At 43.7% G+C, this 25,307-nt stretch carries 39 protein-coding genes; 3 read left to right on the top strand and 36 right to left on the bottom strand.

What is annotated here, in order from left to right; all coding sequences use genetic code 11:
* A partial coding sequence (locus tag QUF61_RS05515; RefSeq protein WP_289680859.1) for a demethoxyubiquinone hydroxylase family protein occupies nucleotides 1-194 on the top strand: 194 nt, incomplete at its 5' end.
* A 294-nt stretch (nucleotides 195-488) separates the two neighbouring features.
* Here the strand turns inward: QUF61_RS05515 and QUF61_RS05510 are convergent.
* The 36 genes from QUF61_RS05510 to rpsL all read right to left on the bottom strand — a co-directional run bounded on the left by QUF61_RS05510 (nucleotide 489) and on the right by rpsL (nucleotide 23,495).
* A complete protein-coding gene (locus QUF61_RS05510) occupies nucleotides 489-1,322 on the bottom strand; it encodes an FAD/NAD(P)-binding protein (protein WP_289680857.1) in 834 nt (277 codons plus the stop codon).
* The gene (locus QUF61_RS05505) at nucleotides 1,319-2,464 is read right to left on the bottom strand and encodes a 4Fe-4S dicluster domain-containing protein (RefSeq protein WP_289680856.1); all 1,146 of its coding nucleotides are present in this window, start codon (nucleotides 2,462-2,464) and stop codon (nucleotides 1,319-1,321) included. Before QUF61_RS05505 ends, QUF61_RS05510 begins: the two co-directional genes overlap by 4 nt.
* A gap of 284 nt (nucleotides 2,465-2,748) precedes the next feature.
* Nucleotides 2,749-4,260, bottom strand: a complete 1,512-nt coding sequence (purF, locus tag QUF61_RS05500; RefSeq protein WP_289680855.1) for an amidophosphoribosyltransferase — start codon at nucleotides 4,258-4,260, stop codon at nucleotides 2,749-2,751.
* A gap of 9 nt (nucleotides 4,261-4,269) precedes the next feature.
* Nucleotides 4,270-4,710 (bottom strand): CvpA family protein, encoded by a 441-nt coding sequence (locus QUF61_RS05495; RefSeq protein ID WP_103919800.1) that lies wholly within the window; start codon nucleotides 4,708-4,710, stop codon nucleotides 4,270-4,272.
* 81 nt (nucleotides 4,711-4,791) lie between these two features.
* Nucleotides 4,792-5,187, bottom strand: a complete 396-nt coding sequence (rplQ, locus tag QUF61_RS05490; RefSeq protein WP_103919801.1) for a 50S ribosomal protein L17 — start codon at nucleotides 5,185-5,187, stop codon at nucleotides 4,792-4,794.
* 172 nt (nucleotides 5,188-5,359) lie between these two features.
* On the bottom strand, nucleotides 5,360-6,361 hold the full coding sequence (locus tag QUF61_RS05485) for a DNA-directed RNA polymerase subunit alpha (RefSeq protein ID WP_103919802.1): 1,002 nt from the start codon (nucleotides 6,359-6,361) through the stop codon (nucleotides 5,360-5,362).
* A gap of 103 nt (nucleotides 6,362-6,464) precedes the next feature.
* A complete protein-coding gene (rpsD, locus tag QUF61_RS05480; RefSeq protein ID WP_103919803.1) occupies nucleotides 6,465-7,085 on the bottom strand; it encodes a 30S ribosomal protein S4 in 621 nt (206 codons plus the stop codon).
* A 3-nt stretch (nucleotides 7,086-7,088) separates the two neighbouring features.
* Nucleotides 7,089-7,472: a 30S ribosomal protein S11 gene (gene rpsK, locus QUF61_RS05475; RefSeq protein WP_103919804.1), complete on the bottom strand. Its 384-nt coding sequence runs from the start codon at nucleotides 7,470-7,472 to the stop codon at nucleotides 7,089-7,091.
* Between the two features lie 17 nt (nucleotides 7,473-7,489).
* The gene (gene rpsM, locus QUF61_RS05470) at nucleotides 7,490-7,846 is read right to left on the bottom strand and encodes a 30S ribosomal protein S13 (protein ID WP_103919805.1); all 357 of its coding nucleotides are present in this window, start codon (nucleotides 7,844-7,846) and stop codon (nucleotides 7,490-7,492) included.
* A gap of 195 nt (nucleotides 7,847-8,041) precedes the next feature.
* The gene (rpmJ, locus tag QUF61_RS05465; protein ID WP_103919806.1) at nucleotides 8,042-8,155 is read right to left on the bottom strand and encodes a 50S ribosomal protein L36; all 114 of its coding nucleotides are present in this window, start codon (nucleotides 8,153-8,155) and stop codon (nucleotides 8,042-8,044) included.
* 127 nt (nucleotides 8,156-8,282) lie between these two features.
* Nucleotides 8,283-9,626: a preprotein translocase subunit SecY gene (gene secY, locus QUF61_RS05460; RefSeq protein WP_103919807.1), complete on the bottom strand. Its 1,344-nt coding sequence runs from the start codon at nucleotides 9,624-9,626 to the stop codon at nucleotides 8,283-8,285.
* On the bottom strand, nucleotides 9,626-10,060 hold the full coding sequence (gene rplO / locus QUF61_RS05455; protein ID WP_103919808.1) for a 50S ribosomal protein L15: 435 nt from the start codon (nucleotides 10,058-10,060) through the stop codon (nucleotides 9,626-9,628). The genes secY and rplO overlap by 1 nt, the downstream gene beginning before the upstream one ends.
* A gap of 1 nt (nucleotide 10,061) precedes the next feature.
* Complete coding sequence (rpmD, locus tag QUF61_RS05450) at nucleotides 10,062-10,238, bottom strand: 50S ribosomal protein L30 (protein ID WP_103919809.1); 177 nt, start codon at nucleotides 10,236-10,238, stop codon at nucleotides 10,062-10,064.
* 3 nt (nucleotides 10,239-10,241) lie between these two features.
* The gene (gene rpsE / locus QUF61_RS05445) at nucleotides 10,242-10,757 is read right to left on the bottom strand and encodes a 30S ribosomal protein S5 (protein ID WP_103919810.1); all 516 of its coding nucleotides are present in this window, start codon (nucleotides 10,755-10,757) and stop codon (nucleotides 10,242-10,244) included.
* Between the two features lie 8 nt (nucleotides 10,758-10,765).
* Nucleotides 10,766-11,116, bottom strand: coding sequence for a 50S ribosomal protein L18 (rplR, locus tag QUF61_RS05440; protein ID WP_103919811.1), 351 nt, complete (start codon nucleotides 11,114-11,116; stop codon nucleotides 10,766-10,768).
* A gap of 13 nt (nucleotides 11,117-11,129) precedes the next feature.
* Nucleotides 11,130-11,663 (bottom strand): 50S ribosomal protein L6, encoded by a 534-nt coding sequence (gene rplF / locus QUF61_RS05435; protein WP_103919812.1) that lies wholly within the window; start codon nucleotides 11,661-11,663, stop codon nucleotides 11,130-11,132.
* Nucleotides 11,664-11,672: 9 nt separating this feature from the next.
* Nucleotides 11,673-12,065, bottom strand: a complete 393-nt coding sequence (gene rpsH, locus QUF61_RS05430; protein WP_103919813.1) for a 30S ribosomal protein S8 — start codon at nucleotides 12,063-12,065, stop codon at nucleotides 11,673-11,675.
* Nucleotides 12,066-12,235: 170 nt separating this feature from the next.
* Nucleotides 12,236-12,541 (bottom strand): 30S ribosomal protein S14, encoded by a 306-nt coding sequence (gene rpsN / locus QUF61_RS05425; protein WP_103919814.1) that lies wholly within the window; start codon nucleotides 12,539-12,541, stop codon nucleotides 12,236-12,238.
* Nucleotides 12,542-12,554: 13 nt separating this feature from the next.
* The gene (gene rplE, locus QUF61_RS05420) at nucleotides 12,555-13,094 is read right to left on the bottom strand and encodes a 50S ribosomal protein L5 (RefSeq protein WP_103919815.1); all 540 of its coding nucleotides are present in this window, start codon (nucleotides 13,092-13,094) and stop codon (nucleotides 12,555-12,557) included.
* Between the two features lies 1 nt (nucleotide 13,095).
* A complete protein-coding gene (gene rplX, locus QUF61_RS05415; RefSeq protein WP_103919816.1) occupies nucleotides 13,096-13,413 on the bottom strand; it encodes a 50S ribosomal protein L24 in 318 nt (105 codons plus the stop codon).
* A 25-nt stretch (nucleotides 13,414-13,438) separates the two neighbouring features.
* Nucleotides 13,439-13,807 carry a 50S ribosomal protein L14 gene (gene rplN / locus QUF61_RS05410; protein WP_103919817.1) on the bottom strand — a complete coding sequence of 123 codons (369 nt, stop codon included), beginning with the start codon at nucleotides 13,805-13,807 and terminating at the stop codon, nucleotides 13,439-13,441.
* A 44-nt stretch (nucleotides 13,808-13,851) separates the two neighbouring features.
* Complete coding sequence (rpsQ, locus tag QUF61_RS05405) at nucleotides 13,852-14,109, bottom strand: 30S ribosomal protein S17 (RefSeq protein ID WP_103919818.1); 258 nt, start codon at nucleotides 14,107-14,109, stop codon at nucleotides 13,852-13,854.
* Complete coding sequence (rpmC, locus tag QUF61_RS05400) at nucleotides 14,106-14,300, bottom strand: 50S ribosomal protein L29 (RefSeq protein WP_103919819.1); 195 nt, start codon at nucleotides 14,298-14,300, stop codon at nucleotides 14,106-14,108. Before rpmC ends, rpsQ begins: the two co-directional genes overlap by 4 nt.
* Nucleotides 14,301-14,714, bottom strand: coding sequence for a 50S ribosomal protein L16 (gene rplP / locus QUF61_RS05395; protein ID WP_103919820.1), 414 nt, complete (start codon nucleotides 14,712-14,714; stop codon nucleotides 14,301-14,303). It lies immediately after the preceding gene.
* Between the two features lie 6 nt (nucleotides 14,715-14,720).
* The gene (gene rpsC / locus QUF61_RS05390) at nucleotides 14,721-15,383 is read right to left on the bottom strand and encodes a 30S ribosomal protein S3 (RefSeq protein WP_103919821.1); all 663 of its coding nucleotides are present in this window, start codon (nucleotides 15,381-15,383) and stop codon (nucleotides 14,721-14,723) included.
* A 25-nt stretch (nucleotides 15,384-15,408) separates the two neighbouring features.
* A complete protein-coding gene (gene rplV / locus QUF61_RS05385; protein WP_103919822.1) occupies nucleotides 15,409-15,741 on the bottom strand; it encodes a 50S ribosomal protein L22 in 333 nt (110 codons plus the stop codon).
* A gap of 11 nt (nucleotides 15,742-15,752) precedes the next feature.
* Nucleotides 15,753-16,028 carry a 30S ribosomal protein S19 gene (rpsS, locus tag QUF61_RS05380; RefSeq protein ID WP_103919823.1) on the bottom strand — a complete coding sequence of 92 codons (276 nt, stop codon included), beginning with the start codon at nucleotides 16,026-16,028 and terminating at the stop codon, nucleotides 15,753-15,755.
* 150 nt (nucleotides 16,029-16,178) lie between these two features.
* Nucleotides 16,179-17,000, bottom strand: coding sequence for a 50S ribosomal protein L2 (rplB, locus tag QUF61_RS05375; RefSeq protein WP_103919824.1), 822 nt, complete (start codon nucleotides 16,998-17,000; stop codon nucleotides 16,179-16,181).
* 41 nt (nucleotides 17,001-17,041) lie between these two features.
* Nucleotides 17,042-17,353, bottom strand: a complete 312-nt coding sequence (gene rplW / locus QUF61_RS05370; protein ID WP_103919825.1) for a 50S ribosomal protein L23 — start codon at nucleotides 17,351-17,353, stop codon at nucleotides 17,042-17,044.
* Nucleotides 17,350-17,967, bottom strand: a complete 618-nt coding sequence (gene rplD, locus QUF61_RS05365) for a 50S ribosomal protein L4 (protein WP_103919826.1) — start codon at nucleotides 17,965-17,967, stop codon at nucleotides 17,350-17,352. Before rplD ends, rplW begins: the two co-directional genes overlap by 4 nt.
* Nucleotides 17,968-17,980: 13 nt before the next feature.
* Nucleotides 17,981-18,622: a 50S ribosomal protein L3 gene (gene rplC / locus QUF61_RS05360; protein ID WP_103919827.1), complete on the bottom strand. Its 642-nt coding sequence runs from the start codon at nucleotides 18,620-18,622 to the stop codon at nucleotides 17,981-17,983.
* A gap of 60 nt (nucleotides 18,623-18,682) precedes the next feature.
* Nucleotides 18,683-19,000 (bottom strand): 30S ribosomal protein S10, encoded by a 318-nt coding sequence (gene rpsJ / locus QUF61_RS05355; protein WP_455423313.1) that lies wholly within the window; start codon nucleotides 18,998-19,000, stop codon nucleotides 18,683-18,685.
* 93 nt (nucleotides 19,001-19,093) lie between these two features.
* Complete coding sequence (tuf, locus tag QUF61_RS05350; RefSeq protein ID WP_103921904.1) at nucleotides 19,094-20,284, bottom strand: elongation factor Tu; 1,191 nt, start codon at nucleotides 20,282-20,284, stop codon at nucleotides 19,094-19,096.
* A 98-nt stretch (nucleotides 20,285-20,382) separates the two neighbouring features.
* On the bottom strand, nucleotides 20,383-22,482 hold the full coding sequence (fusA, locus tag QUF61_RS05345; protein ID WP_103921903.1) for an elongation factor G: 2,100 nt from the start codon (nucleotides 22,480-22,482) through the stop codon (nucleotides 20,383-20,385).
* A 105-nt stretch (nucleotides 22,483-22,587) separates the two neighbouring features.
* Nucleotides 22,588-23,070 (bottom strand): 30S ribosomal protein S7, encoded by a 483-nt coding sequence (gene rpsG / locus QUF61_RS05340; protein ID WP_103921902.1) that lies wholly within the window; start codon nucleotides 23,068-23,070, stop codon nucleotides 22,588-22,590.
* A 50-nt stretch (nucleotides 23,071-23,120) separates the two neighbouring features.
* A complete protein-coding gene (gene rpsL, locus QUF61_RS05335; RefSeq protein ID WP_103921901.1) occupies nucleotides 23,121-23,495 on the bottom strand; it encodes a 30S ribosomal protein S12 in 375 nt (124 codons plus the stop codon).
* 509 nt (nucleotides 23,496-24,004) lie between these two features.
* Between rpsL and QUF61_RS05330 the strand changes: the two genes are divergently transcribed.
* Nucleotides 24,005-24,916 (top strand): selenium metabolism-associated LysR family transcriptional regulator, encoded by a 912-nt coding sequence (locus QUF61_RS05330; RefSeq protein ID WP_289680849.1) that lies wholly within the window; start codon nucleotides 24,005-24,007, stop codon nucleotides 24,914-24,916.
* A complete protein-coding gene (locus QUF61_RS05325) occupies nucleotides 24,916-25,260 on the top strand; it encodes a Crp/Fnr family transcriptional regulator (RefSeq protein WP_289680848.1) in 345 nt (114 codons plus the stop codon). The genes QUF61_RS05330 and QUF61_RS05325 overlap by 1 nt, the downstream gene beginning before the upstream one ends.
* Nucleotides 25,261-25,307 lie beyond the last annotated feature (47 nt).

Genomic DNA, 25,307 nt, shown 5'->3' with positions numbered 1-25,307 from the left:
ACCTGGAACAGCATTTAAGCCAATTGCCAAAACAAGATGCAAAAACAGAAGCCATACTCAAGCAAATGAAAATTGATGAAAAAGAACATGCCACAACTGCCTTAAATGCAGGCGGCGCACCCTTACCAGCCCCGGTAAAATTCATGATGCACCAGAGTGCAAAACTGATGACCAAAACAACCTACTGGATTTAGAATCTGTCATGGAGCATAACCGAAGAACAAACAGCCATAGATAGTGCTTTTTTCTCGTTTTCCCATTCCCATGTTCCAACGTGGGAATGATACCCAGGCGCTCCAGCACCGAGTCCAATCTCACCAGAACTGTAGGAACGACACGAACCCGATGCCCCGCATTTTCTAACCAGCACTATCATCAACTAGACTCCCGTCTTCACCCGCCCCGATACGGTAAAAATCATCCTCGATAGCTGGCAGTATCTGTGGGAAAAACACGATGTTAAAATTTACGTTTCCCAACACTGCTTATTAAATTGAATCCAAATGAAAGTTCGCTGAAATTTCTGGATAAGCGAACACTGGCCCATCTTTACAAACAAATTTTTCCCCCATCTGACAATGTCCGCATTGTCCAATCCCGCAGTGCATATTACGCTCTAAACTCAACCAGATATTGTCATCGCTCATATTATGCTGCTGCAATTCTGTAATGGCGGCTTTCATCATCAGTTCCGGGCCACATAACATTGCCAGACTGTTATCCGGCCTTAAATCCAGTCGCTTGAATAATTGCACGACATTACCCTTTAAGTCACCGGGCCAATTCACATGATCGGGTAAATCCGCAGTCAGTAATACATTGACATCAGGAGCTTGCGCCCATTGTGCGTAACGCTTGCGCCAAATCATATCATCAGCATGTTTAACGCCTTGCAAAATATCAACATGCGCAAATTGTTCCCGTCTGCGCATGATATATTCGATCACAGAAACCAAAGGCGCACAGCCTAAACCGCCAGTAACCAGCAATAAATCCTTGCCTTCAGCTTCCAGCATGGGCCAGCCACGTCCAAACGGGCCACGTATGCCCACGCAATCTCTGGCTTTTAATTTCGATAAACCTTCCGTGGTGCGTCCCACCACGCGAATGGTATGAGCAAAAAAATGATCATCTAAAGGATCGGAAACAATGGAAATCGCCACTTCGCCCACACCATATAAATAGAGCATATTAAACTGCCCCGGCATGAACTTAAAAGCCTGGGTATTGTCTGCAAATTGCAGGCGCAAGGTGAAAATATTCGGGGATTCCTGAATCCGCTCTAAAATAATTGCTTCACTGGGAACATGGAAAGGACTCATACCGACTCTCCTGGCTGAGTTAAATGCTGCGCTTCTGCTGTCAAATCAATACCCACCGGACACCAAGTGATACAGCGTCCGCATCCCACGCAGCCACTTTTACCAAATTGTTCCAGCCAGCCGGTTAATTTATGACTTAACCATTGGCGATAACGACTTTTAATATCCGCCCGTACAGGATGCCCGTGTAAATTGCTGTGTCCATGACTGAAACAAGAGTCCCATTGTCGTACCTGGGTGGCATTGCCGCCATCTAATGCGGTTTCGGTATGGGCGCTGTAACAAAAACAGGTGGGACATACCATAGTGCAGTTACCGCAAGCCAGACAACGCTCAGCAATAGCTTGCCAATGCGGGTGTTCGGCCTGATTATAAAGCTGTTGGTGGCTGTTATCTTCCGGCAGGCAACGCTGCTGCATATCAGCAGCACGTTGTATGGCTTGTGTTGCAGTTTTTTGTTGCGTGGCTGTGGCGGGTGCTAAATCCAGTTGCGCAAGCAAAGCGCGGCCTTGCCTGCTACCCGGTCTCAGTAAAAAACCTTCAGCCAGTTCGGAAAGAGCTATATCAAAACCAGTTTGTAAGGCAGGGCCATCGTGAGTTGCCGCGCAAAAGCAGGTATTGGCAGGATGAGTGCAATCAACGCCAATTAAAAATAAAGCTTGCCGCCGTGCTTGATATTGTGGATCGGGCTGGGCTTTTTCCAGAAAATGTTGATCCTGCAAAGCCAGCGCCGCTAGATCACAAGCACGAACGCCAATAACTGCAGTTGCTGTTGGCTTTGCAGTCAGCGCAACAAAACCCAGTCGCCCCTGTTCATCACGCTGAGCCTGCCACAAGCTTTCTTTGGGTGAAAATAACAACGGTTTTAAGGCTTGCGCACCATTTGACCAGGCAAAAAACAAGTTATTGTCACTGGCCTCAAGGCTATATTGTCCAGGGTTTTGCTCAACCCTAATCCCCCGAGTAAGCGCATGAATATCGTTAATCGGCTGATATTGTATGGCTTCGTCTTTAACAACAGGGCCAATGATTTTATAACGTTGTTGCACTAATTCCAGAAATTGCTGAAATTGCGCAAGGGGTAAAAATACGGCTTTATCCGGGATCTGTCTATCTTGGGTCTGCCCATCAATATCTGACATCTCATCACCTCTTCCTGTAAACAGCTTGAGGGCGAAAGCGGCTTTCAGCGACTTTAGCGCTGAATGAAGCTTTCACCGATCTCAGGTTAAGATAAGAACACAGATTACTGGGTGAATGCAATATTTTTAAGCTATATTACGTCATTGCATTAACAATAAAACAGTTCATGCCCTGGTACAGACCATCAAAAACCAGGAGGCTGTCCGAGAACAGAGGCCGTAGCGAGGGAAAGCGGTTTTCAGCCATGTTACGGCTGAAAGAAGCTTACATCGAATTCATCTGATTAGATTGCATTATGCAAATCAATGCCACCGATCCGCTCTTTATTCTGGCTTTGTTTAACATTATCTGCGCGTTGCGACTCAATGCGATTCAGATAGGCATTATCAACCGAACCTGTAACATAATCACCATTAAAACAGGAGGTATCAAACGTTTTAATACCCAGGTTGCCTTTACTGGCCGCCTTAATCAAGTCTTCCAAATCCTGGTAAACCAGCCAGTCCACATCCAGTTTTTTTGAGATTTCCTCATCATTATGCTGGTGGGCGAGTAACTCTTTAACCGAAGGCATATCAATGCCGTAGACATTAGGATAACGCACTGGCGGCGCGGCAGAGGCAAAATAGACCTTGTTAGCGCCCGCCTCTCTAGCCATCTGGATAATCTGCTTGGAAGTGGTGCCGCGTACAATGGAGTCATCCACCAGTAACACATTTTTGCCTTTAAACTCCAATTCAATGGCATTGAGTTTTTGGCGTACAGACTTTTTGCGCATACTTTGCCCAGGCATGATGAAAGTACGCGGAATATAACGGTTTTTAACCAAACCTTCACGATATTTCACTTTTAATTCTTTTGCCAGCTCTAAAGCGGAGGTTCGGCTGGTATCGGGAATCGGAATCACCACATCAATATCATGATTCGGGCGTAGCTGTTTGATTTTCTTAGCCAGCAGTTTCCCCATACGCAAACGCGCTTTATACACGGAAATACCGTCAATAATGGAATCCGGGCGGGCAAAATAGACATATTCAAAAATACAGGGATAAGTCTTACTTTTTTTCACACATTGGCGGATATGAAATTTGCCATCCACTGTAATATAAATCGCTTCACCTGGTGCAACATCGCGAATAATCTCAAAGCCCTGCACCGACAAGGCTGCACTTTCTGAAGCCACAGAATATTCAAAGTCTTTCCCGACTTTACGTTTACCAAAAATTAATGGGCGTATGCCATGTGGATCGCGAAAAGCCACAATGCCGTAACCGGTAATCATCGCCACAACAGCATAAGCACCCTGACAACGCTTGTGTACACCAGCAACTGCGGTAAATACATCCTTTTCATTGATTTTGGGTTTGCCAATTAATTGCAATTCATGCGCAAAAATATTCAGTAGAATTTCAGAGTCAGAATTGGTATTAATATGTCTTAAGTCTTCACGAAATAAATCCCATTTTAAGCTTTCAGCATTGGTTAAATTACCATTATGCGCCAGGGTAATGCCATAGGGCGAGTTCACATAAAAGGGCTGTGCCTCTGCTGAAGAAGAAGTCCCGGCAGTGGGGTAACGCACATGGCCAATGCCCATATTACCCAGTAACTGAATCATATGCCGGGTATGAAAAACATCGCGCACCAAACCATTATCTTTGCGTAGATAAAGGTGTCGCCCCTTACAGGTCATGATACCAGCAGCATCCTGACCACGATGTTGCAGTACCGTTAAACCATCATATAAAGCCTGATTAACGCCAGCTTTCCCAACAATTCCGATGATTCCACACATAACAAGTCCTCATTGCAAGCGTTGCAGCAAATCGCTGATCACTATTGAATCCTGCCACCAGGTAAACTGACTACCCTGATTTAAGTAGAGAAGAAATATCACAACAAATAGCATTATAGCGCCCCTGAATATCCCCAGGAACAAGCTTAAGATAATTTCCAGCCAAGAATTATCTTCTGTTTCCAGTACTTGAATCAGCAAATAGCTAAACAAGGCAGTCAACAGTAAACTTAAAATAATTAATGAACTAAAAGCCAGACTTAAACGAATGGATAATACAGAAATTTTTGAAAAAAATAATACCGCTAATTCCTGCATAAACGTAAAGCTGATAAAACAAGCGAGTACCCAGCCTAACAAAGACAATACCGTCTGGGTTAAACCTTGCAGACCCGCTAACAAAATCGAGCCCAGCAAAACGCTCAAGATAATGTAATCTATCCAGTGCATCCATCCCTATCCCTGAATACGAAAAAAACCGCCAAGTCGAAACTTGACGGTTTTAGAATCAGATTAAAACATTATGAAGTTTTATTCTTCAGTCTCTTCATCATCATCTATTTCTGGCAATGGTCGATCAACCAGTTCAATAATCGCCATAGGTGCCATATCCCCTGGACGATAACCACATTTTAAAATCCGGATATAGCCCCCTGGGCGTTCCTGGTAACGTGGCCCTAATTCATTAAACAATTTGCTTACTGTTGGGCGATCACGCAAACGATCAAAAGCCAGACGCCGCTTGGCAACTTCATCTTTTTTTGCCAAAGTAATAAAGGGTTCTGCGAAGCTACGCAGATCTTTAGCTTTTGCTAAAGTCGTCCGAATCATCTCATGATGAAACAAAGAAACAGTCATATTCTTGAACATGGCTTTTCTATGACTTGAAGTTCGACTAAAATGTCGACCAGAATAACGATGACGCATTGTTTCTATTCCCGTCTACAAGGATTTGTTGAGCCAAATCCTGAAATAATAATATTTAACCTGAGTTCGATGTAAGCTTCTTTTTGTGCTAATGGCACAAAAAACTGCTTCTATTTCACGCTAAGCTCTTGATAGTAGATACCAAACTTAGGCAATTAACCCTAAAAAACTATCAGTCGATAGCCGCTTCTTCGCGTAAGTCTGCCGGTGGCCAGTTATCCAGGCTCATGCCTAAGGATAAACCACGTGAGGCCAAAACTTCTTTAATCTCATTGAGCGATTTTTTACCTAAATTAGGTGTTTTCAACAGCTCGTTTTCACTGCGTAAAACTAAATCACCAATATAATAGATGCTTTCAGCTTTCAAGCAATTTGCAGAACGTACTGTCAGTTCCAGCTCATCGACTGGACGGCGGAACACAGGATCCAACACTGGCACATCCACTTCGGGTGTTTCAACCACTTCTGCCACTTTCAGATCAACAATTACTGAAAGCTGATCTTGTAAAATGGTTGCAGCTCTGCGCACTGCTGCTTCTGGATCAACCGTACCATTGGTTTCCAGTTCAATAATCAAGCGATCCAAGTTGGTGCGTTGCTCTACACGCGCACTTTCAACTGAATAAGCAATGCGGCGAATTGGACTAAATGAAGCATCCAAACGCAACCAACCAACGGAGGAAGCGTCTTCATCACTTTGCAAACGCAGATTAGCGGGCTGATAACCCCGTCCAACCCCAACTTTTAATTCCATGTCCAACTCACCGGAATTATCCAGGTTAGCAATGACATGATCAGGATTGACTATTTCAACATCATGTTCTAATTCAATATCTGAAGCACAAACAACACCAGCGCCTTTTTTCTTCAGCTTCAGCGTTACTTCACTGCGCCCCAGCATACGAATCGCAACACCTTTGAGATTCAGCAAAATATCGATTACGTCCTCATGAACCCCTTCCAGGCTCATATATTCGTGATCAACACCCTGAATATTTACTTCTTCAATCGCTGAGCCAGAAAGGGAAGAAAGCAACACCCTGCGCAGCGCATTACCTAATGTATGACCAAAACCACGATCCAGTGGCTCAAGCGTTACTTTGGCAGTTGTTTCATTAATATTTTTAACATCAACAATACGTGGCTTCAATAATTCCATCATACCGGATTGCATAGAGCAGAAACCCCTTTCATACACCTGCCATCAAAATGGCAGGTAAATACCTAAAGATCTTAAAGAACAGATCAGAAAAACAAAGATACAGGTATCTGATTATTTATTTAGAATACAATTCAACAACCAGCTGCTCATTAATATCTGCAGATAACTCCATACGTTCTGGTACTACTTTAAATGTACCTGCCATTTTATTGACATCCACATCGATCCACTCAGGAAAACCAAAACCATCTGCTGCTTCTAATGCTGCTTTGATACGTAATTGATTACGACCTTTTTCAGTGATAGTGACTTCATCACCTGCCTTAATCTGATAAGAAGGCACATTAACCTTCTGACCATTGACTTCAATCGCTTTGTGACTGACTAACTGACGTGCTTCTGCGCGTGTTACCGCAAAACCCATCCGATAAACGACGTTATCCAGACGACATTCCAGCAAGGTCAGCAGATTTTCACCCGTTGAACCTTTGCGACGCACTGCTTCTTTATAATAATTGCGGAACTGTTTCTCTAACACGCCATACATACGGCGCATTTTTTGTTTTTCACGCAACTGCAACGCATAATCAGACAAACGTTGACGACGGTCACCGTGCTGACCTGGAATTTTTTCCAGGCGACATTTGCTATCCAGCGCGCGACCACGCCCTTTAAGAAATAAGTCCGTGCCTTCTCTACGGCTTAATTTACATGTAGGCCCAAGATATCTTGCCATAAGTTACACCCTGCGTCGTTTTGGTGGACGGCAACCGTTATGCGGAATTGGCGTCACGTCAGTAATTCCAGTAATCTTAAATCCATTTGCATTCAATGCCCGAACTGCGGATTCACGACCAGGCCCTGGCCCTTTAATCCGTACTTCAAGATTTTTCATGCCAAAATCTTTTACCATATTGCCCACGCGTTCAGCCGCAACCTGTGCTGCAAACGGTGTACTCTTACGCGAACCACGGAAGCCGCTACCGCCTGAGGTAGCCCATGCTAAGGCATTACCCTGGCGATCCGTAATGGTAATAATCGTATTATTAAAAGAGGCATGCACATGGGCAATACCTTCACTAATAGTCTTTTTAACTTTTTTACGCGCTTGTTCTTTAGCCATTGATCATATCCAACCGATTACTTGCGTACCATTCTGCGCGGACCTTTACGAGTACGGGCATTCGTACGTGTACGCTGCCCTCTTAAAGGTAAACCACGACGATGACGAATACCCCGGTAACAAGCCAGGTCCATCAAACGCTTAATACTCATTGCAACTTCACGTCGCAAATCACCTTCCACGGTATACTTTGCCACAGCAGCGCGCAAAGTTTCCAATTCCTGCTCAGACAGATCTTTTACCTTAGTGTCTGAAGCAATAGCGGTTTCCGCACAAATTTCCTGTGCTCGCGTCGCACCTATACCATAGATAGATTGCAATGCGATCACAATATGCTTGTGAACCGGAATATTAATGCCGGCAATACGAGCCATAGTGTAACTCCCTATGTATCACTGGCCTGTAAAATCAACAGTCTATGCCAGTTTTATTGTTTATGTTTATGAAAAAACATATTCAATTCAAAAAAACCCGAAATTGTAGCAGACAAAATAAATTACCGCAAGAAAACCCGGGGAACAATATACACACTGGCTTTATTCAAAGCAGAGTGTATCACTAACGAACAATTAACCTTGACGTTGTTTATGCTTCGCTTCGCTACAAATCACACGAACCGAACCATTGCGACGGATAATACGACAATTCCGACACATTTTTTTTACTGAAGCTCTTACTTTCATGGTATTTCCTGTTTAACAATGTAGGGTGAAATAACTCCAATTGGTGGAATACGCTACGCTATTTCACCCTACGCAAAAATAATGCTGACAATACTCTAGAAACGAATTTTTATTTCATTTACATTTCTTAGCGCAACATGGAACTGCGTTCCTGGCCCTTAAGATTGGCTTTTTTCATTAAGCCTTCATATTGATGCGACATTAAATGTGCCTGTACCTGTGCCATGAAATCCATGACCACAACCACAATAATCAATAATGAAGTACCGCCAAAGTAAAAAGGGACACTTAATTGCAAATTCAAAAACTCAGGCAATAAACACACTGAAGTCACATAAGCTGCACCAGCCAGCGTTAAACGTGACATCACCTTATCAATATAAGAGGCTGTTTGCGCACCTGGGCGGATACCCGGAATAAAGGCACCTGACTTCTTAAGATTATCGGCTGTTTCCTTTGGATTAAACACCAAAGCGGTATAAAAGAAACAGAAAAAGATAATGGCTGCAGCATAAAACAGAATATACAAAGGCTGCCCTGGAGACAAAGTCTGTGACAGATTCTGCAACCACTCCATACCTTCAGCCGCACCAAACCAACCACCTAATGTTGCTGGAAACAGGATAATACTGGAAGCAAAAATCGGAGGAATTACACCCGCCATATTCAATTTCAATGGTAAATGACTGCTCTGCCCTGCATAAACCTTGCGGCCTACCTGACGTTTTGCATAATTTACCGTAATTCGGCGTTGTCCACGCTCAACAAACACCACAAACGCAGTAACCATCAATACCAGTGCTAACAGAATAAATAAGGTAAAAACGTGCATCTGCCCGGTTCTGGCTAATTCCAGCGTACCACCAATGGCACCTGGCAATCCCGCAACAATCCCGGTAAAGATAATCATCGAAATACCATTACCAATACCGCGCTCGGTAATTTGTTCACCTAACCACATTAAAAACATGGTACCAGTCACTAATGTAACTGCGGCAGTCACCTTAAATCCAAGTCCTGCTGTAACAACAACATTTTGACTTTCTAAAGCAATAGAAATCCCAATCGCCTGGAATGTTGCCAATACCAACGTACCATAACGGGTATACTGCGTAATTTTACGCTGCCCTGATTGACCTTCTTTTTTCAATTGCTCCAGCTTTGGAGAAATCACCGTCAATAATTGAATAATAATTGAGGCAGAAATATAAGGCATAATCCCCAGAGCGAATACAGAAAAACGCTGCAAAGCCCCCCCGGAAAACATGTTAAACATGTCCAGAATGGTGCCTTGCTGTTCTGCAAATAACTGTGACAAACGCACAGGATCAATGCCGGGAACGGGGACAAAAGTACCAATACGGTAGACCAGCAAAGCGCCCATCAGGAATAAAAGGCGCTGACGTAATTCTGTCAGACGACCTATTTTACCTAATTCACCGCCTGCGGCTGAGATATTATTGCTAACCATTAGTCTTCAATACTGCCGCCAGCTGCTTCAATCGCAGCCTTGGCTCCTGCTGTAAGCTTTAAGCCTTGTACAGTCACTGCTTTACTGATTTGTCCAGAAGCAATCACCTTGGCATTCACGATGCGGTCTGCAATCAGGCCTGCTTTTTTCAAAGCATCCAGATTGACCACGTCACCATCAACCAGTTCTAACTCATGCAAACGCACTTCTGTGGATAAACGGCTTTTTCTTGCAGAGAAACCGACTTTAGGTAAGCGGCGCTGCAAAGGCATCTGACCGCCTTCAAAACCAACTTTGTGAAAACCGCCGGAACGTGATTTCTGACCTTTATGACCGCGCCCACAGGTTTTACCCCAACCACAGCCAATGCCACGACCGACACGCTTTGCAGATTTTTTTGTACCTTCTGCAGGTTTTAAAGTATTTAATCGCATCTTATTCTTCCACTTTCAGTAGATAGGATACTTTATTAATCATACCGCGTACCGCTGGTGTATCTTCCAGCTCAACAGTATGATGCATACGACGCAAACCCAAACCACTTACACAAGCTTTATGTTTAGGCAGACGACCATGAACACTGCGCACCAGCGTTACCTTAATTGTACTCATCGCTTACCCCTGAATTTCTTCTACAGTTTTACCACGTTTGGCGGCAATTTCTTCGGGAGAAGACATATCCCATAAGCCATTTAAAGTTGCTCTTACAACATTAATTGGATTAGTGGAACCAATTGACTTCGCTAACACGTTATGTACGCCAACCACTTCAAAAACAGCGCGCATCGCGCCCCCGGCAATGATACCAGTACCATCAGAAGCGGGTTGCATAAACACTTTTGCCGCACCATGACGCGAAGTGATCGGATATTGTAAAGTGCTTTCTTTTAAGTTTACGGATTTCATATTTTTACGCGCTGCTTCCATTGCTTTTTGAATTGCAACAGGCACTTCACGCGCTTTACCGTAACCAAAACCGACTTTACCTTTACCATCTCCAACTACGGTCAATGCGCTAAAGCTAAAAATACGCCCACCTTTAACCACTTTTGCAACACGATTTACGGTTACCAGTTTCTCCAGTAAATCGTCACCATTTTTGGTTTGAGCATCTTGTTTTGTATTTGCCATATTAACACCTAGAATTGAAGACCATTTTCACGCGCTGCATCGGCTAATGCTTTAACCCGCCCATGATATTTAAAACCTGAACGATCAAATGCAATCACATTGATATCAGCAGATTTTGCGCGCTCAGCAATTGTTTTACCAATTAACTTAGCCGCTTCAATATTTCCACCGTGTTTCACTTCTGTGCGACAGGCCTTATCCAAAGTAGAAGCACTGGCTAATACATTGCCTTCAGGGCTGATAATTTGCGCATAAATATGACTGGGTGTTTTATGCACGCATAAGCGGTGCATACCCAATACTTTAATTCGTTCACGAGTACGACGCATCCGGCGTAATCTGGCTGCTTTCTTATCCATACCGATTTATCCGTTATTTCTTTTTAGCTTCTTTACGCGCCACATATTCATCCGCATAACGCACCCCTTTACCCTTATAAGGCTCGGGTGGACGATAAGCTCTGATATTTGCAGCAACCTGACCAACAACCTGCTTACTGATACCTTTGACAATAATTTCAGTCTGGCTGGGGGTTTCAATCTGAATACCCTCAGGAATATTAAAATTAACAGGATGAGAAAATCCTAAGGTTAAGTTCAATATCTTACCCTGAACCTGGGCGCGATAACCGACACCAATCAAGGTTAACTTTTTCTCAAACGCCTGACTGACACCAACAACCATGTTATTGACTAAAGCACGCGTGGTACCTGACAAGGCTTTTGCATTTGCCACACCTTCGTGTGCTGCAAAACGAATTAGGCTACCATCAATAGTAACATCAATACAATCAGGCACTTGATGACTTAACTGCCCTTTTGAGCTTTTAACATCAAGCTGTTGATTATTTAACTGAACTTCAACACCCGCAGGTATTGTCACTGGATTATTTGCGATTCTTGACATGATTCAGCCTCAAAATACGTAACAGAGTACTTCACCACCATGTCCGGCCTGACGCGCTGCACGATCACTCATCAAACCTTTTGATGTAGAAATAACCGCAACACCCAAACCACCCATAACGCGGGGTAACTCATCTTTAGGTTTATAAATACGCAAACCAGGACGGCTTACACGCTGAATCGATTCAATGACAGGCACACCTTGATAATATTTTAATTCAATATTGAGATGTGATTTAGCGTCGTCAGTAACAGAATAGTCACTGATATAACCTTCGTCTTTTAAGACGACAGCAATTGCTTTTTTGCTCTTAGAGGCAGGCATCGTCACAGAGACTTTGTTTGCAGCCTGCCCATTACGGATGCGAGTCAGCATATCCGAAATCGGATCGGTCATACTCATAGTATATATATTCCTTAGACTTAGAAGTGAAAACACTTCCAGTATCTGTTCAAATCCATTTTATTAAAACTATTCAGGGCGGATTTGATAATGCCATGAATAGCAAAATACTAATAACTTAGTCTGAGCTATAAGCCTTTTTCATCAATACCATAGATGAAAGAAGCGGGTTACCAGCTGGCTTTTACAACACCGGGAATCATACCCTGCATTGCATATTCACGCAATTTATTACGTCCTAAGCCAAATTTCCGGTAGAAACCATGTGGACGTCCGGTAATCCGGCAACGATTGCGTCCACGTACAGGACTGGCATCACGCGGCATTTTCTGGAAAGCGATGCGCGCTTGCTCACGCTCTTCTTCACTCAAAGTCATATCAACGATAGCTTTCTTTAAAGCCATCCGTTTTTTGGCATATTTTTCAACCGTTTTTGCTCGTTTCAGCTCACGATTAACCATTGATTTCTTTGCCATAATAGTTCTCTATTTATTTTTTCAGAGGAAAACTGAAGGCAGTCAATAAGGATCGACCTTCATCATCAGTACGCGCAGAGGTCGTAATGGTAATATCCATACCGCGCAAGGCATCGATTTTATCATAATCGATTTCAGGAAAAATAATTTGTTCCTTAATACCTAAGCTGTAATTACCGCGTCCATCAAATGCCTTACCGCTGAAACCACGAAAATCTCGAATACGAGGAATCGCAATACTGATTAAGCGGTCAAGAAACTCGTACATACGCTCACTGCGCAAAGTCACCTTACAGCCAATCGGCCAATCTTCACGCACCTTGAAACCTGCAACAGATTTACGCGCTTTACAAACCACTGGTTTTTGACCGGCAATCGCAGTCATATCACCCAATGCTTTTTCAACGACCTTTTTGTCCCCAATCGCTTCACCAATGCCCATATTTAAAGTGATTTTTTCAATCTTAGGCACTTGCATGACAGTTGAGTATTGAAACTCTTCCATTAATTTAGGAACAACGGTTTCTTTATAAAAATCTTGTAACCTTGCCATATCAAATATCCACCACTTCGTTATTTGATTTAAAATAACGTACTTTTTTACCATCTTCCAGGGTCTTAAAACCGACGCGATCAGCTTTATTGGTCGCTGGATTATATAAACCCACATTGGAGATATTCAATGGCATTTCTTTTTCAACAATCCCGCCAGCTGAACCAGTAGCCGGATTTGACTTGGTGTGGCGTTTTGCGAGATTAATGCCTTCAACAATCACACGATCACTATCAACTATCTTAGTAACCTTGCCTTGCTTTCCTTTATCTTTGCCGGCAATAACAATTACATCATCGCCCTGTTTAATCCTGCGCATTATCGTAAACTCTAAAAAAAGCGAATTAAAGGACTTCCGGTGCCAGTGAAATAATTTTCATAAAGCGCTCACTGCGCAATTCACGAGTAACCGGCCCAAAAATACGGGTACCAATAGGTTGAAGTTGATTGTTTAACAATACCGCAGCATTGCCATCAAAACGAATCAAAGAACCATCTGAGCGCCGAACACCTTTACGGGTTCTAACCACTACCGCATTATATACGTCACCTTTTTTCACTTTTCCTCGCGGAATCGCTTCTTTGACAGTGACTTTAATAACATCACCAATATGTGCATAACGGCGATGAGAACCACCGAGAACCTTAATGCACATCAGGCGGCGAGCCCCACTATTATCTGCTGCTTCCAGCGTGGATTGCATCTGTATCATGATGAAACTCCAAAATTAAAAAGCTGATTTCTGAACATAATAGTTCAGCTCACCTGTTCTAAAACTTTGCATAAACGCCAGGACTTGGATTTTGAAATTGGACGACATTGCTCAATTTCAACTAAATCACCTTCCTGGCAGACATTATCAGCATCATGCACATGCAACTTAGTTGAACGCTTAATGTACTTCCCATACAAAGGATGCTTTACTTTGCGCTCAACCAGGACAGTGACGGTCTTATCCATTTTATTACTGACCACGCGCCCCATCAGAGTGCGTACCGTTACTTCCTCAGTCATGCCTGCTTACCTTTTTCATTTAAAACAGTTTTAACCCGCGCAATATTACGTCTAACCACCCGCAACTGATGATGACGATTCAACTGCTCCGCCCCCCGCTGCATACGTAAAGTAAACTGCTCACGCAACAAGGTTAATAACGCTTGTTTCAGTTCTTCTGTATTTTGTTCTCTTAACTCAATGGCTTTCATTTACATCACCGTTCGAGTGACAAAAGTGGTTTGTACCGGCAGTTTTGCTGCCGCCAAAGTAAATGCTTCACGCGCAATTTCTTCAGAAACCCCTTCAATTTCATAAAGCATACGGCCAGGCTGAATCTGGGCAACCCAATATTCAACATTACCTTTCCCTTTACCCATACGAACCTCAAGCGGTTTCTTACTAATCGGCTTATCAGGAAAAATGCGAATCCATATTTTACCGCCACGCTTTACATGACGACTGATTGCACGTCGTGCTGCTTCAATTTGACGAGAAGTAATACGACCACGCCCGGTTGATTTCAGACCAAACTCACCAAAACTGACTTTATTACCACGCAAAGCCAGTCCGCGGTTACGGCCTTTATGTTGTTTTCTAAATTTAGTGCGATTTGGTTGCAACATCGGCTGTTATCCTTTCTCCGGCTTTGTTTCCAACTCAGGGTGACCAATAATTTCACCTTTGAATATCCAGACCTTAACACCAATAACCCCATAAGTGGTATTGGCTTCAGCAAAACCGTAATCGATATCAGCACGCAAGGTATGTAAAGGCACGCGTCCTTCACGATACCATTCAGTACGTGCAATTTCAGCACCGTTCAAACGTCCGGCAACATTAATACGCACACCTTGTGCGCCTAAACGCATTGCATTACCTACTGCACGTTTCATCGCACGTCTGAACATAATACGGCGTTCTAATTGTTGTGCAACACTTTCTGCAACCAGATAAGCATCTAACTCAGGCTTACGAATTTCTTCAACATTAATATGCACAGGAATTCCCATCATTTCGGAAACTTCCTTACGCAACTTGTCGATATCTTCGCCTTTCTTACCAATTACAATACCTGGACGCGCTGTATGCACAATAATTCTGGCATTACGCGCAGGTCTTTCAATTCTTACTTCACTAACAGATGCCTGCGCCAATTTTTTCTTAATATATTCGCGGACTTTCAAATCGGTATTCAGATAGTCTGCATAATTATTGTTATTGGCATACCATTTGGAAGACCAGTCCCGAATAATACCCAGACGTATACCAGTGGGGTGTACTTTTTGTCCCATAAGATACTCTCTTTGAATGTCCCAATCAGCGATCTGCAACAGTCACTGTAATGTGACTACCACGTTTCAAGATACGATTACCACGACCTTTCGCCCGTGCTCTCATGCGTTTAAATGTAGGCCCTTCATCGACACAAATACGAGAAACCCGTAACTCGTCGATATCTGCCCCTTCATTATTTTCAGCATTCGCAATGGCAGAATCTAATACTTTTTTAACCATCGGCGCTGCTTTTTTATTACTAAAAACTAATAAGTTTAAAGCTTCTTCAACAGCCAAACCACGCACCTGATCTGCGACCAAACGGCACTTTTGCGCCGAAATGCGAGCATAGCGATACTTTGCTGATACTTCCACAAATATTCCCCTTAGCGCTTAGCTTTTCTGTCTGCCGCATGACCACGATAAGTTCGTGTTAATGCAAACTCACCCAACTTGTGGCCAACCATGTTTTCTGTAATAAAAACAGGGACATGCTGGCGACCATTATGTACAGCAATGGTCAAGCCAACCATATCAGGCAGCACCATAGAACGACGCGACCAGGTTTTAATCGGGCGCTTATTATTTGTTTCTCTTGCTGTGTCTACTTTTTTCAACAAATGCAGATCAACAAAAGGACCTTTTTTAATTGAACGTGGCATAATTCACCTTTTTTCCAGATAGAGAGGACAGACGCACTTCTGTCGTCTACCTTATACTTACTTGAGTTCAACGCAAACCCCATTTAGCACTCACGGCGCTAAAAACTGCTTCCGTCTTACGCTATTGAACCCAAGTTATCTTTGTGCCGATTATTTACGACGACGTACAATCATTTTATCCGTACGTTTATTCTTACGCGTTTTCGCGCCTTTAGTTGGGAAACCCCAAGGCGTTACTGGATGACGACCACCAGAAGTACGGCCTTCACCACCACCATGTGGATGGTCAACTGGGTTCATCACCACACCACGCACGGTAGGACGCACACCACGCCAACGTGACGCACCAGCCTTACCTAAAGAACGCAGATTATGTTCATGATTACTGACTTCACCAATCACGGCGCGGCAATCAGAAAGCACTTTACGCATTTCACCAGAACGTAAACGCAAGGTTGCATGACGTCCTTCACGCGCAACTAACTGTACTGAAGCACCTGCACTGCGCGCCATCTGCGCACCCTTACCAGGCTTTAACTCAATACAATGCACAGTACTACCCACAGGAATATTCCGCAACGGCAGGCAATTACCCGGTTTAATGGGAGAATGCTCTCCTGAAACTATTGGGTCACCTGCTTTAATGCCGCGTGGCGCAATAATATAAGTGCGCTCACCATCTGCATATAACAACAGGGCCAAGTGCGCGCTACGATTAGGATCATATTCCAGACGCTCTACCTTTGCTGGCACATCATCTTTATTACGCTTAAAGTCAACTTTACGGTAATGCTGCTTATGGCCACCACCTTGGTGACGCACCGTGATGCGACCATAACTATTACGCCCACCATTTTTTTTCTTGGTTTCCAACAAAGCTGCATGAGGTTTCCCTTTATGCAACTCCGGGGTCACTACCTTAACGACAAAGCGGCGTCCGGCAGAAGTTGGTTTTGTTTTAATAACAGCCATCTTTCACTATCTCCAGCTATTTTGCATGAATGCAAACAACCTTATTCGGTACCAAAATCAATATCGTAGCCTTCTTGCAAGCAAACATACGCTTTCTTCCAATTCACGCGCTTACCAGCAATCCGACCAAAGGTTTTACGTTTACCTTTCACCACAACAGTCTGAACGCTATTGACTTTAACTTCAAACAATAACTCAACTGCCTGCTTAACTTCTTGCTTTGTCGCATCAGAAGCCACTTTAAATACAAACTGGCGATCTTTATCAGCCTGCTGCATTGCTTTTTCAGAAACACGAGGAGACAATAATATCTCCATCAGGCGCGCTTGATCTATTTCATGAACCGCACTCATCCCAGTTTCTCCTCAAGCTGTTTCATTGCAGCAGGAGTGACCAGCACTTTATCTGCCCACAACAAATTGACCGGATCAACAGATACCGCATCAACCGCTGCTATCTTCACCAGATTCCTGGCAGCCAACATCATATTTTCTTCCAAAGCATCAACAACCAGCAATAAACTGCTGCCTTCAAATGCTTTCAATTGTGCAAGCAGTGCTTTAGTTTTTGGCTCACTCACTGAGAGACCATCAACCACAACCAAACGTTCTTGCCGAATTAACTCAGAAAAAATGGAGCGCAATGCGCCTCGATACATTTTTTTATTCAACTTCTGAGTATAATCTCTTGGTGACGCAGCGAAAGTTACACCACCACTACGCCACAAAGGACTGCGCACACAACCTGCACGCGCTCGACCCGTACCTTTCTGCCGCCAAGGTTTTGCTGTACTGCCTCTAACCTGTGAGCGACTTTTTTGTGCTTTGGTACCAGAACGTCCTGCTGCTTGATAAGCAGTAACAACTTGATGCACCAGCGTTTGCTTGAACTCAACCCCAAATACTTCTTCAGAAACATTGACGCTGGAGGATTCACCACCATTTAATGCCTGTAAAGCCAATTCCATGATAAGTCTCCCCTTACTTCGCTTTCACTGCAGCTTTCACAAACACATCACTGCCAGGCGCACCGGGGACACCCCCTTTGACCAGCAGTAAATTACGCTCCACATCAACGCGAACAACTTCCAGACTCTGTACTGTGCAACGCACATTACCCATCTGGCCAGCCATTTTCTTACCCTTAAAGACACGACCTGGGCTTTGGTTTTGACCAATAGAACCCGGCGCTCTGTGCGATAAAGAGTTACCGTGCGTTGCATCTTGCATTTTAAAGTTATGACGCTTTACAACACCTGCAAAACCACGCCCTTTAGAAGTACCCGCTACATCCACCTTAGCCACTTCCTGAAAAATATCGACTTTGATATCGCTACCCGTCTGCATACCTTCCACTTCTTTCTGGCTTAAGCGAAACTCCCAAAAACCACGGCCTGCTTCAACTTCAGCTTTCGCCAAGTGTCCAGCAGTCGCTTTATTAACACGAATAGGTTTGCGCGTACCACAAGTCACTTGCACTGCGCTATAACCTTCACTCTCTTCAGTTTTAATTTGAGTGATTCGATTCGGTTCCATTTCTATTACGGTAACCGGGACAGAGGACCCATCATCCTGAAAAATACGGGTCATGCCACATTTTCGACCAACCATGCCGATACTCATTATGAAATACTCTCCAATTAACCTTTACTCATATTCAATGAACAAAGATTAAAAAGCAAATCAGTTCAATTTAATCTGGACATCTACGCCTGCGGCGAGATCCAGCTTCATCAACGCATCTACTGTTTTATCTGTTGGATCAATAATATCCAACAAACGCTTATGGGTACGCAACTCATACTGATCACGCGCATCTTTATTAACGTGCGGTGAAATCAATACGGTGTACCGTTCTTTTTTTGTCGGCAAGGGAATAGGCCCTTTCAACTGCGCTCCGGTACGACGAGCAGTTTCAACAATCTCTTTTGCAGACTGATCAATTAAACGATGATCAAATGCTTTGAGACGAATACGAATTCTTTGATTTGCCATATGGATACCCAAAAAGAAAGCAGGCAATTATACACCAGTTAATAATAAAAATAAACAAAAAAAGCACCATCAACACAATGTTTGATGATGCTTCTTTACTTATTCAATAACTTTGGAAACAACCCCTGCTCCAACGGTACGACCGCCTTCACGAATTGCAAAGCGCAGACCTTCTTCCATTGCAATCGGCGCAATCAGGGTAACATCCATTTTCACGTTATCACCTGGCATAACCATTTCCACACCTTCAGGCAGTTCAACTGCACCGGTTACATCAGTGGTACGGAAATAGAACTGAGGACGATAGCCGTTAAAGAATGGGGTATGACGCCCACCTTCTTCTTTACTCAGAATATATACTTCAGCTTCAAAATGGGTATGCGGGGTAATGGAACCTGGCTTAGCCAATACCTGACCACGCTCAACATCTTCACGCTTGGTACCACGCAGTAACACACCTACATTGTCACCAGCAACGCCTGAATCCAGGAGTTTACGGAACATTTCCACACCGGTACAGGTGGTTTTGGTGGTTTCTTTAATACCAACGATTTCAATTTCTTCGCCGACTTTAACCACACCACGCTCAATACGACCCGTAACCACCGTGCCACGACCAGAGATAGAGAATACATCTTCAATCGGCATCAGGAAGGCTTGATCAATATCACGCTCTGGCTCTGGAATATAAGAGTCTAATGCTTCAACCAGTTTATTAATGGAAGGTACGCCAATATCACTCTGGTCACCTTCAATTGCTTTCAGTGCAGAACCGATAACAACCGGGGTATCATCACCTGGGAATTCGTAACTGTCGAGCAGTTCACGCACTTCCATTTCTACCAGTTCCAGCAATTCTTCGTCATCCACCATGTCCGCTTTGTTCATGTAGACAACAACATAAGGCACACCCACCTGACGTGCCAGCAAGATATGTTCACGGGTTTGCGGCATAGGGCCATCTGCTGCGGAAACCACCAGAATTGCGCCATCCATCTGCGCCGCGCCAGTGATCATGTTTTTCACATAATCCGCGTGTCCGGGGCAGTCAACGTGTGCATAATGACGGTTATCAGATTCATATTCAACGTGCGCAGTTGCAATAGTAATGCCGCGCTCGCGCTCTTCTGGCGCATTATCGATTTGGTCATAAGCCTTGGATTCACCACCATGGCGCTCTGCCATGCATTTGGTAATCGCTGCGGTTAACGTGGTTTTACCATGATCCACGTGACCGATGGTACCGACATTAACGTGTGGCTTGCCACGCTCAAACTTTTCCTTAGACACAATAAACCCCTTAAATTCCAGGAAATAATACTAAATTATTAAAGAACAAATTGCTTTCATTGCAAAGCAATGAAAGCTAAAAAATCAATTAAAGGCAATTAGCCCTGCGTTTTCTTGATAACCTCATCAGCAATACTACTTGGTGCTTCGGCATAACGCCCGAATTGCATCGTATAGTTTGCACGACCCTGGCTTAAAGAGCGCAAATCAGTGGCATAACCAAACATCTCAGCTAAAGGTACTTCAGCAGAGATTGTCTTACCGGTTGGAATTTCATCCATACCCTGAAGGATGCCGCGACGACGATTTAAATCCCCCATCACATCACCCATATATTCTTCTGGCGTTACCACTTCAACATCCATAATCGGCTCAAGCAATACCGCACCCGCTTTACGCGCACCTTCTTTAAAGGCCATGGAGCCAGCAATCTTAAAGGCCATTTCATTGGAGTCTACATCATGATAAGAACCATCAAATAAGGTTACTTTTACATCAACAACAGGATAACCGGCAATAACACCGTTTTCCATCTGCTCCTGAATACCCTTATCAACGGCTGGAATGTATTCCTTAGGAATTACACCACCGACAATCTGGTTAATAAACTCATAACCTTCACCAGGTTCACGTGGATCGATTTTCAGCCAGACATGACCATACTGACCACGACCACCAGACTGACGCACAAATTTACCTTCAATCTCAATCGCTTTCTTAACTGTTTCACGGTAAGCAACCTGTGGCGCACCCACATTGGCTTCCACATTAAATTCGCGGCGCATCCTGTCAACAATAATATCCAGATGCAGCTCACCCATACCAGCGATAATAGTCTGGCCTGACTCTTCATCAGTGGAAACCCGGAACGAAGGATCTTCTGCGGCTAATTTACCCAGTGCAACCCCCATTTTTTCCTGATCGGCTTTGGTTTTTGGCTCAACAGCAACTGCAATCACTGGTTCAGGAAATTCCATACGCTCAAGAATAATAATATTCTCTTTATCGCATAAGGTATCACCCGTTGTAACATCTTTTAAGCCAACGGCTGCGGCAATATCACCTGCGCGAACTTCTCTGATTTCTTCACGGCTGTTTGAATGCATCTGTACGATACGTCCAACACGCTCTTTTTTACTTCTTACCGAGTTAAAAACACTATCCCCGGAATTCAGCACACCGGAATACACCCGGAAAAAAGTTAGCGTTCCGACAAATGGGTCGGTTGCAATTTTAAATGCCAACGCTGCAAAAGGCTCATCATCTGATGCTTGACGCGAAGCTTCAGTCTCTTCATCATCAAGTAGACCCGTAATTGCTGGCACATCAAGTGGCGATGGCATAAAGTCAACAATGGCATCCAACATGGCCTGCACACCTTTGTTCTTAAAGGCAGAACCACATAAAGCAGGCACAATTTCATTATTCAGGGTTAAAGTCCGAATTCCGCTACGAATTTCTTCCTCAGTCAAGTCACCTTCTTCCAGGTACTTCTCCATGAGTTCTTCAGAAGACTCCGCCACGGACTCCAGCATTTTTTCACGCCACTCATCACAAAGATCGCGCATATCTTCTGCAATTTCACGCTCTTCATAACTCATACCCTGGGTTGAATCATCCCAGTAAATGGCTTTCATTTTAATTAAGTCAACAACCCCTTCAAAACCTTCCTCTGCACCAATAGGCAACTGCAAAGGCACAGGATTTGCTGCCAGACGGGTTTTAATCTGCTCAATAACGCGCAAGAAATCGGCACCCGCACGATCCATTTTATTAACAAATGCCATGCGTGGCACTTTATATTTATTACCTTGACGCCACACAGTTTCTGATTGTGGCTCAACACCACCAACTGCGCAAAATACAGCGCAAGCACCATCTAATACGCGCAAGGAACGCTCTACCTCAATGGTAAAGTCTACGTGTCCCGGGGTATCAATAATATTAACGCGATGCTCGGGAAACTGCTTATCCATCCCGCTCCAGAAACAGGTGGTTGCCGCAGAAGTAATGGTAATACCACGCTCCTGCTCCTGCTCCATCCAGTCCATTGTCGCGGCACCGTCATGAACCTCACCAATTTTGTGAGATAAGCCAGTATAAAACAACACACGCTCTGTTGTTGTTGTTTTACCTGCATCAATGTGAGCCATAATACCAATATTACGGTAGCGCTCGATAGGTGTTTTACGTGCCACGTTATCTAAACCTTCTTAAAAAAACTTTAAAACTTCAGCTGCGGGATCTTGAGCAACTTTCACTCATTCACAGTTAAAAGCAAATCAACTTAAAACCAAACTCAATTACCAACGGAAATGTGCAAAAGCCTTGTTTGCTTCAGCCATACGATGTACGTCTTCACGTTTTTTCATCGCTGTGCCTTTTTTCTCATAGGCATCCATCAGTTCGCCAGCCAGACGCAAACCCATACTTTTTTCACCACGACGGCGCGCAGCATCAACAATCCAGCGCATAGCCAGTGCAGTACGACGTACAGGACGCACTTCGACAGGCACCTGATAAGTTGAGCCACCCACACGACGGGATTTCACCTCAACCACAGGGCGAATATTATCTAGCGCTTTAGAAAAGATCTCTAAAATCTCTTCTTCATTGCTTAATTTTGCTTTCTCGCCTACTTGCTCTAAAGCACCATAAACAACACGCTCAGCAACGGATTTTTTACCACGCTCCATTACCATATTAATAAATTTCGCAATGGTCTCATCCCCAAATTTTGGGTCAGGTAAAATTGCTCGCTTAGCAACAACACGTCTTCTTGGCATAACAAATTCCGCAAATAAATATCAGGACAGAGTAAAAACAGGACAAAAGCTTAGGACTTAGGACGCTTAGCGCCATATTTAGAACGCCCTTGACGACGCTCGCCCACACCAGAGGTATCCAGACTTCCGCGCACGGTATGATAACGCACACCGGGTAAATCCTTAACACGACCACCACGAATCAATACAACAGAGTGCTCCTGAAGATTATGACCCTCACCACCAATATAGCTAGTCACCTCATGCCCGTTAGTTAAACGAACACGCGCAACCTTACGCATTGCTGAGTTCGGTTTTTTCGGGGTTGTTGTATAAACACGGGTACATACACCGCGTTTCTGAGGACAAGCATCCAACGCCGGCACATTACTTTTCTTTAGCTGCCGTTTACGTGGATTGCGTACCAACTGGTTAATTGTAGCCATGCCTACTCCAGATCAAATCTCTTTATAAAAGTCTCGCTCAAATCCAGAGGCTGTAAGGATTTGTAGCTTCAAAAAAATACAATAAACCCATTCAATAAAATCAGACCATAGAAAACACGCCCGACTTTGGGGAAGCGGCACAATATATATTTCAACAGCAACAATGTCAAGTCTAAATAATTTATTCTGCACGCTTTATTTGAATTTCAGATTATCATTAAATCAGCCTGAACAACAAAATTTCAGCTTGAAACCGTAATATGCAGCCTTAGCAGCAGCGATATAAACTCAATTAATTGCCAACTATTTTTATTTTTGCCTATGCTATTATGTATAATCTGAATTTGATATAAGCTTCATTCATCCACTTCGTTCCTGCAAAGCCGCTTACATCTCATGTTATTAATCTCCAAATGCTGGAGGTTTAGCATTTTTGGATAAAAACCCTTATATCGAACTCACGATTAGATAACAATCAATAATCTCCATACACTCAGGAGCAAACAGTAATGGCAGATCGCCGTTTACAAGTTTTTTATACCGTTGCGCGCATGCTAAGCTTTACCAAAGCAGCTGATGCATTACACATGACACAGCCAGCCGTGACTTTTCAAGTACGCCAACTCGAAGAATATTTTAATACCCGTTTGTTTGACAGAACCCATAACCGTATCAGCCTGACAAGTGCAGGAGAGCGTGTTTTTGAATATGCCGAAAAGATTTTTGACCATTATGCAGAAATGGAAAATGCGGTCAAAGAACTCACTGGCGATGTTAGCGGTGTACTTGTCATCGGTGCAAGTACCACTATTGCAGAATATATGCTGCCTACCCTGTTAGGTGATTTTAAACGCAAGTATCCAAAAGTCAGAATACGCCTGAAAATATCCAATACTGAAGGTATTGTTTCGATGATTGAAGATAATGTTATTGATCTTGGCGTTGTCGAAGCACCGGTCAATAATAAGAGTCTGGTTGTCGAGTTGTGCTGGCAGGATCACATGGTGGGCGTGGTACCGATAGATCACCCTTTCGCCAAAAATAAAACCGTATCAGTACATGATTTATTCACCGAGCCTTACATCTGCCGCGAAGAAGGCTCAGGTACCCGGGAAGTCATTTCCGAATATCTGGAAACCGCAGGTATTTCTGCCTGCAACCTCAATATTGTGATGGAACTGGGCAGCCCTGAAGCCATTAAAGGTGCGGTCGAAGCAGGTATGGGTGTTTCCATTTTATCCAGAGCAACCGTACAAAAAGAATTAAAACTTGGCACACTAAAAGCCGTAAAACTCAAACCCACATTACAACGCCCCTTTTCATTCGTACACCAGAAACAGAAATTTCGTCTGCGTGCAATGGATGAGTTGTTAACATTTGCTCGCCAATATTGCAGTGAACACCCGGATAAAGCTCAATAATGACAAACTTAAAAAAACGCCTATTGAAATGCTGGGATAAGCTACCACAGACAGAACGAGAGACCTTGCTTGCTTTTGCCGAGTTTTTGCACGCCCGTGCAGACATACCCGATCCAAAAACCTTGAAACCGGTTTTAATCGCACGCCCGGAGCAGGAGTCTGTCATTGCTGCCATTAAGCGACTATCAGCGAGCTATCCCATGCTGGAAAAATCAAAAATGCTCAATGAAACGGCAGCACTGATGAGTCAGCATATGATTCAGGGACGTGAAGCGAAAGAAGTCATTGATGAGTTAGAAATCATCTTTGAACAACATTACCAGGCATTTTTACAGCCTGCATAACACGGTTTGCAATGTTATACTCCCGCATGGCACGAATATTTCATGCG

Origin of the sequence: Candidatus Venteria ishoeyi (assembly GCF_030378065.1) — a bacterium.
GTDB lineage: Bacteria > Pseudomonadota > Gammaproteobacteria > Beggiatoales > Beggiatoaceae > Venteria > Venteria ishoeyi.
Note: the sequence above shows the minus strand (reverse complement) of the source record. Positions and strands in the feature narration are given on the sequence as shown.

What these genes read in the sequence shown, in the direction of transcription:
- rpsK (WP_103919804.1), bottom strand. Translation starts at nt 7,472, where the DNA reads ATGGCTAAAGAACAAGCGCGTAAAAAAGTTAAAAAGACTATTAGTGAA.
- QUF61_RS05485 (WP_103919802.1), bottom strand. Translation starts at nt 6,361, where the DNA reads ATGCAATCCGGTATGATGGAATTATTGAAGCCACGTATTGTTGATGTT.
- QUF61_RS05510 (WP_289680857.1), bottom strand. Translation starts at nt 1,322, where the DNA reads ATGAGTCCTTTCCATGTTCCCAGTGAAGCAATTATTTTAGAGCGGATT.
- rpsL (WP_103921901.1), bottom strand. Translation starts at nt 23,495, where the DNA reads ATGGCTACAATTAACCAGTTGGTACGCAATCCACGTAAACGGCAGCTA.
- rpmC (WP_103919819.1), bottom strand. Translation starts at nt 14,300, where the DNA reads ATGAAAGCCATTGAGTTAAGAGAACAAAATACAGAAGAACTGAAACAA.
- QUF61_RS05505 (WP_289680856.1), bottom strand. Translation starts at nt 2,464, where the DNA reads ATGTCAGATATTGATGGGCAGACCCAAGATAGACAGATCCCGGATAAA.
- rplB (WP_103919824.1), bottom strand. Translation starts at nt 17,000, where the DNA reads ATGGCTGTTATTAAAACAAAACCAACTTCTGCCGGACGCCGCTTTGTC.
- rplO (WP_103919808.1), bottom strand. Translation starts at nt 10,060, where the DNA reads ATGCGATTAAATACTTTAAAACCTGCAGAAGGTACAAAAAAATCTGCA.
- rpsG (WP_103921902.1), bottom strand. Translation starts at nt 23,070, where the DNA reads ATGCCAAGAAGACGTGTTGTTGCTAAGCGAGCAATTTTACCTGACCCA.
- rplX (WP_103919816.1), bottom strand. Translation starts at nt 13,413, where the DNA reads ATGCGCAGGATTAAACAGGGCGATGATGTAATTGTTATTGCCGGCAAA.
- rplC (WP_103919827.1), bottom strand. Translation starts at nt 18,622, where the DNA reads ATGAGTATCGGCATGGTTGGTCGAAAATGTGGCATGACCCGTATTTTT.
- secY (WP_103919807.1), bottom strand. Translation starts at nt 9,626, where the DNA reads ATGGTTAGCAATAATATCTCAGCCGCAGGCGGTGAATTAGGTAAAATA.
- QUF61_RS05330 (WP_289680849.1), top strand. Translation starts at nt 24,005, where the DNA reads ATGGCAGATCGCCGTTTACAAGTTTTTTATACCGTTGCGCGCATGCTA.
- purF (WP_289680855.1), bottom strand. Translation starts at nt 4,260, where the DNA reads ATGTGTGGAATCATCGGAATTGTTGGGAAAGCTGGCGTTAATCAGGCT.
- rpsC (WP_103919821.1), bottom strand. Translation starts at nt 15,383, where the DNA reads ATGGGACAAAAAGTACACCCCACTGGTATACGTCTGGGTATTATTCGG.
- rplQ (WP_103919801.1), bottom strand. Translation starts at nt 5,187, where the DNA reads ATGCGTCATCGTTATTCTGGTCGACATTTTAGTCGAACTTCAAGTCAT.
- rplP (WP_103919820.1), bottom strand. Translation starts at nt 14,714, where the DNA reads ATGTTGCAACCAAATCGCACTAAATTTAGAAAACAACATAAAGGCCGT.
- rplE (WP_103919815.1), bottom strand. Translation starts at nt 13,094, where the DNA reads ATGGCAAGGTTACAAGATTTTTATAAAGAAACCGTTGTTCCTAAATTA.
- rplN (WP_103919817.1), bottom strand. Translation starts at nt 13,807, where the DNA reads ATGATACAGATGCAATCCACGCTGGAAGCAGCAGATAATAGTGGGGCT.
- rpsM (WP_103919805.1), bottom strand. Translation starts at nt 7,846, where the DNA reads ATGGCTCGTATTGCCGGCATTAATATTCCGGTTCACAAGCATATTGTG.
- rplD (WP_103919826.1), bottom strand. Translation starts at nt 17,967, where the DNA reads ATGGAATTGGCTTTACAGGCATTAAATGGTGGTGAATCCTCCAGCGTC.
- rpmJ (WP_103919806.1), bottom strand. Translation starts at nt 8,155, where the DNA reads ATGAAAGTAAGAGCTTCAGTAAAAAAAATGTGTCGGAATTGTCGTATT.
- rplW (WP_103919825.1), bottom strand. Translation starts at nt 17,353, where the DNA reads ATGAGTGCGGTTCATGAAATAGATCAAGCGCGCCTGATGGAGATATTA.
- rplF (WP_103919812.1), bottom strand. Translation starts at nt 11,663, where the DNA reads ATGTCAAGAATCGCAAATAATCCAGTGACAATACCTGCGGGTGTTGAA.
- rpsN (WP_103919814.1), bottom strand. Translation starts at nt 12,541, where the DNA reads ATGGCAAAGAAATCAATGGTTAATCGTGAGCTGAAACGAGCAAAAACG.
- rpmD (WP_103919809.1), bottom strand. Translation starts at nt 10,238, where the DNA reads ATGAGTACAATTAAGGTAACGCTGGTGCGCAGTGTTCATGGTCGTCTG.
- rpsS (WP_103919823.1), bottom strand. Translation starts at nt 16,028, where the DNA reads ATGCCACGTTCAATTAAAAAAGGTCCTTTTGTTGATCTGCATTTGTTG.
- rpsH (WP_103919813.1), bottom strand. Translation starts at nt 12,065, where the DNA reads ATGAGTATGACCGATCCGATTTCGGATATGCTGACTCGCATCCGTAAT.
- rpsE (WP_103919810.1), bottom strand. Translation starts at nt 10,757, where the DNA reads ATGGCAAATACAAAACAAGATGCTCAAACCAAAAATGGTGACGATTTA.
- QUF61_RS05325 (WP_289680848.1), top strand. Translation starts at nt 24,916, where the DNA reads ATGACAAACTTAAAAAAACGCCTATTGAAATGCTGGGATAAGCTACCA.
- QUF61_RS05495 (WP_103919800.1), bottom strand. Translation starts at nt 4,710, where the DNA reads ATGCACTGGATAGATTACATTATCTTGAGCGTTTTGCTGGGCTCGATT.
- rpsD (WP_103919803.1), bottom strand. Translation starts at nt 7,085, where the DNA reads ATGGCAAGATATCTTGGGCCTACATGTAAATTAAGCCGTAGAGAAGGC.
- rpsQ (WP_103919818.1), bottom strand. Translation starts at nt 14,109, where the DNA reads ATGACTGAGGAAGTAACGGTACGCACTCTGATGGGGCGCGTGGTCAGT.
- rplR (WP_103919811.1), bottom strand. Translation starts at nt 11,116, where the DNA reads ATGGATAAGAAAGCAGCCAGATTACGCCGGATGCGTCGTACTCGTGAA.